Here is a 2,465-nt window from a genome sequence, read left to right as displayed (position 1 = left end):
CGGGCGGGCCCGGTGCGCCCGCTCGGCACGACCCCGCCCCGCGGCGTCCCTAGGATCGGGCGAGCGCACCCCGCGCCCGACGACGAGAGGACCCCACCCGTGCTCCGCACCCACGAGGCCGGCACCCTGCGTGCCGAGGCCGCCGGCACCACCGTCACCCTCACCGGGTGGGTGGCGCGCCGCCGAGACCACGGCGGTGTGGCCTTCCTCGACCTGCGCGACGCCTCGGGCCTCGTGCAGGTCGTCGTGCGCGACGAGGTGCTCGAGCGCAGCGGCGCCCACGAGCTGCGCAACGAGTACTGCATCCGCGTCACCGGCGCCGTCGGCGTCCGACCGGCCGGCAACGAGAACGCCACCATCCCCACCGGGGCCGTCGAGGTCGTCGCCGACGACCTGGAGGTGCTCAGCCCCGCCGCTGCGCTGCCCTTCCAGGTCGACGAGCACGTGCAGGTGGGGGAGGAGGCGCGGCTGCGCTACCGCTACCTCGACCTGCGCCGCCCCGCCCCCGCCGCCGCGATCCGGCTGCGCAGCGAGGTCAACCGCGCCGCCCGCGAGGTCCTGCAGCGGCACCGCTTCGTCGAGGTCGAGACCCCGACGCTGACGCGCTCCACGCCCGAGGGCGCCCGCGACTTCCTCGTGCCCGCCCGCCTGCAGCCCGGCTCCTGGTACGCGCTGCCGCAGAGCCCGCAGCTGTTCAAGCAGCTGCTCATGGTCGGCGGGCTGGAGCGGTACTACCAGCTCGCCCGCTGCTACCGCGACGAGGACTTCCGCGCCGACCGGCAGCCGGAGTTCACACAGCTCGACGTGGAGATGAGCTTCGTCGAGCAGGACGACGTCATCGCCCTCGCCGAGGAGGTCCTCGTCGCGCTGTGGCGGCTGGTCGGCCACGAGATCCCCACCCCGATCCCGCGGATCACCTACGCCGAGGCGATGGCCCGCTACGGCTCCGACAAGCCCGACCTGCGCTTCGGCGTGGAGCTGGTGGAGTGCACGGAGTTCTTCTCGGACACCACTTTCCGCGTCTTCCAGGCCCCCTACGTCGGTGCCGTGGTCATGCCCGGCGGCGCGTCGCAGCCGCGCAAGCAGCTCGACGCCTGGCAGGAGTGGGCCCGCTCCCGCGGCGCCCGCGGCCTGGCCTACGTCCTGGTGCAGGAGGACGGCGAGCTCGGCGGGCCGGTGGCCAAGAACCTCAGCGACGCCGAGCGCGCCGGGATCGCCGCGCACACCGGTGCCGAGCCGGGGGACTGCATCTTCTTCGCCGCCGGCCCGCCCCGGGCGCAGCGCGCGCTGCTCGGCGCCGCCCGCCAGGAGATCGCCCGCCGCTGCGGCCTCGTCGACGCCTCCGCCTGGGCGTTCACGTGGGTCGTCGACGCCCCGCTGTTCGAGCCGGCCGACGAGACCGACGACGTCGCGGTGGGCGCGGGGGCGTGGACGGCGGTGCACCACGCCTTCACCGCGCCCAAGGACGAGCACCTGGGCACCTTCGACACCGACCCCGGCGGCGCGCTGTCCAACGCCTACGACATCGTCTGCAACGGCAACGAGATCGGCGGCGGCTCCATCCGCATCCACCGCCGCGACGTGCAGGAGCGGGTGTTCGCCGTCATGGGCCTGGACCCCGCGCAGGCGCAGGAGAAGTTCGGCTGGCTGCTGGAGGCCTTCTCCTTCGGCGCGCCCCCGCACGGCGGCATCGCCTTCGGCTGGGACCGGGTCACGGCGCTGCTCGCCGGGGCGGACTCCATCCGGGAGGTCATCGCCTTCCCCAAGTCCGGTGGCGGCTTCGACCCGCTGACCGGGGCACCCGCTCCGATCACGACCGCCCAGCGCAAGGAGGCGGGCGTCGACGCCGAGCCCGCGCCCGCGCCCGCGGGGTGAGGCGGGGCGGTGAGGCGCCCGTGAGGCGGCCGCCGGCGCTGCTGGCCCCGCTGCTGGCGGTGCCCGCCCTCGTCCTGGTCCTGCTCGTGGCGGCGGGATGGGCGCCGCTGGCGGCCGTCGACCTCGCCGGCTCCGACGCGGTGCGCTCGCTCGCCGGGCGCCACCCGCAGCTGGGGACGGCCGGTCGGCTCGTGGAGGCGTGGACGCAGCCGTGGGTGTGGTGGGTGGCCACCGCGGTCGCCGCCGTGGTGGCGCTGGCGCGCGGGGCGCGCCGGGCCGTGCTCGTCGTCGTGGTGGCCGTCGCCTGCGCCGGTGTGGCCTCCCCGCTGCTCAAGGCCCTGCTGGGCCGGGCGCGCCCGGCCCTCGACCCGCTGCTGACGACGGCCTCGGGTGGCTCGTGGCCGTCCGGTCACGTGCTGGCGGCCACGACGGTCACCGGCTGCGCGCTGGTCGCCCTCGGGCCCCGGCTGCGGGCCGGGTGGCGCCGGGCGGCGGGGGCGGCGGGGGCGGCGGGGGTGCGGGTCGTCGTGGACGACCGGCTGCTGGTGGGGGCGGACTGGCCCAGCGACGTCGTCGGCTCGGCCAGCCTG

2 protein-coding genes are annotated in these 2,465 nt (G+C 76.6%); both read left to right on the top strand.

The genetic code is table 11. From position 1 onward, the window contains the following. Window positions 1-99 precede the first annotated feature (99 nt). The gene (gene aspS / locus ABEB16_RS18280) at window positions 100-1,875 is read left to right on the top strand and encodes an aspartate--tRNA ligase (RefSeq protein WP_345713644.1); all 1,776 of its coding nucleotides are present in this window, start codon (window positions 100-102) and stop codon (window positions 1,873-1,875) included. A 20-nt stretch (window positions 1,876-1,895) separates the two neighbouring features. Further along, a partial coding sequence (locus ABEB16_RS18275; RefSeq protein WP_345713643.1) for a phosphatase PAP2 family protein occupies window positions 1,896-2,465 on the top strand: 570 nt, incomplete at its 3' end.

Origin of the sequence: Kineococcus glutinatus (genome assembly GCF_039542765.1) — a bacterium.
GTDB lineage: Bacteria > Actinomycetota > Actinomycetes > Actinomycetales > Kineococcaceae > Kineococcus_A > Kineococcus_A glutinatus.
The sequence above is the reverse complement of the archived record's forward strand: the minus strand, read 5'-3'. Positions and strand labels throughout refer to the sequence as shown.